At 47.2% G+C, this 1,599-nt stretch carries 1 protein-coding gene; it reads left to right on the top strand.

Going from position 1 to position 1,599, the window contains the following annotated elements; all coding sequences use genetic code 11:
* Positions 1–1,543, top strand: a 1,543-nt coding sequence (locus AC805_RS15910; RefSeq protein WP_197278754.1) for a choice-of-anchor Q domain-containing protein, incomplete at its 5' end; no start/stop codon positions are given.
* Positions 1,544–1,599 lie beyond the last annotated feature (56 nt).

Raw genomic sequence — 1,599 nt, 5'->3', positions numbered from 1 at the left:
CGTGACCCTCACCAATAGCACTGTCTCGGGTAATACGGTTAATGCTTTTGGTGGTGGGATTTATGGCAATGGAGCCGTGACGCTCACCAATAGCACTATCTCTGGTAATACGGCGCTTAATGGTGGTGGGATTTATAGCAATGGAGCCGTGACCCTCACCAATAGCACCGTCTCTGGTAATACAGCTAAAGCTAATGGTGGTGGGATTTATGGCAATGGAACCATGATGCTCACCAATAGCACTGTCTCTGGTAATACGGCTACTAATGGTAATGGTGGTGGGATTTTTGACATTAGCACCGTGACGCTCACCAATAGCACTATCTCTGGTAATACGGCAAAGTTAAATGGTGGTGGGATTTATGGCAATGGAACCATGACGCTCACCAATAGCATTGTCTCTGGTAATACGTCGGATTCTAATGGTGGTGGGATTTATGGCAGTGGAGTCGTGACCCTTACCAATAGCACTGTCTCTGGTAATACGGCGGTTAATAATGGTGGTGGAATTTATGACATTAGCGCCGTGACGCTCACCAATAGCACTGTCTCTGGTAATACGGCTGCTGCTGATGGTGGTGGGATTTGGGGCAGTAACGGAGGCACGATCGCCAATAGCACCATTACCAACAACACTGCCGATGCCGATAACAATGGCACAGGTAATGGTGGTGGGATTTTTCGTAATAGCAGCACATTCACGATTAGAAACTCAATTATTGCAGGTAACTTTGACCTAGGATTGCAAGCTCCTGACTTGGCTAGTAATACCGCAGGAGTAGGTTTTGCTAATGGCGGCAATAATTTAATCGGTGCAAATGATGGCTTTGCCGCAACATTTCCCACTAGCTCCCTCATCGGCACGATCGCAAATCCCATCAATCCGCAACTAGCACCCCTTGGCAACTATGGCGGCACAACCCAAACCCATGCTCTCTTGCCCAATAGCCCAGCCCTAGATGCAGGGAATAATGCTAATGCCCCAGTAGGTAACGATCAACGGGGCGCAACCCGCATTTTTGGTGGCACTGTCGATATTGGTGCATTTGAATCTCAAGGCTTTAGTCTCACCCCATTAGCTAACTCCACACCCCAAAGTACCAATATCAACACCAGTTTTGCTCAGCTTCTAGGCGTGCAAGTCACCGAGAACTTCGTGAATAGCACCATTCCCGCATCAAATATTCTCGTTACCTTTGCGCCACCATCTAGCAGTGCCAGTGGCTCATTTGTTGGTAATGCCAGCGTATTAACCAATAATCTTGGTATTGCCGTAGCTCCTACATTTACCGCAAATGGAGTTTCAGGCAGTTATACTGTGGCAGCGACAGCAACTGGACTCACTCCTGCATCCTTTTCACTGACTAATGCAGCCAATAAAGTTGATGGATTTGGTGGTGTATTTCCTAGCCGTGAGGATTTAGAAGGACTCGCTCCCAGATTAGACGAGCAAGCTCTAGAAGTGAGTTTCTCACAAGTGCTATGCCTTGATTCATCTCTCGCCAATGCTCAGAATACTTCCATTCCAATTTGCAAAAAATAGAATGTATAGTCGTTTTAAATAACTTGTAGACGGGCTTCGACTTCGCTCAGCCCTCG

Source organism: Pseudanabaena sp. 'Roaring Creek', from assembly GCF_001402795.1.
In the GTDB taxonomy this organism is placed as follows: domain Bacteria; phylum Cyanobacteriota; class Cyanobacteriia; order Pseudanabaenales; family Pseudanabaenaceae; genus Pseudanabaena.
The sequence above is the reverse complement of the archived record's forward strand: the minus strand, read 5'-3'. Positions and strand labels throughout refer to the sequence as shown.